A 255-nucleotide genomic window follows, 5' to 3' on the forward strand; every position below is an offset into this window, starting at 1 on the left:
GGACCGGCCGCTACGACGGCGCCGTCGCGCAACAGCATGGCGTGGGTAAATCCGGGGGGCACTTCCTCAAGGTGATGGGTCACCAGGACCATGGCAGGTGAGGCTTCGTCACGGGCAAGCTCGCCGAGCTTGTGGACCAGTTCCTCGCGTCCGCCCAGGTCGAGTCCAGCTGCTGGCTCGTCCAGGAGCAATAACTCCGGATCGGTCATCAAAGCCCGGGCGATCTGGACCCGCTTGCGCTCCCCTTCAGAGAGC

The 255-nt window shown here is 65.5% G+C and carries 1 protein-coding gene; it reads right to left on the bottom strand.

The features are described 5' to 3' along the window. Positions 1-255: ATP-binding cassette domain-containing protein (locus SB724_RS21000; RefSeq protein ID WP_410572904.1), on the bottom strand; the 255-nt coding region annotated here is incomplete at both ends.

The sequence above is a fragment of the Bacillus sp. SIMBA_031 genome, assembly GCF_046535225.1.
Taxonomy (GTDB): domain Bacteria; phylum Bacillota; class Bacilli; order Bacillales; family Bacillaceae; genus Bacillus; species Bacillus velezensis.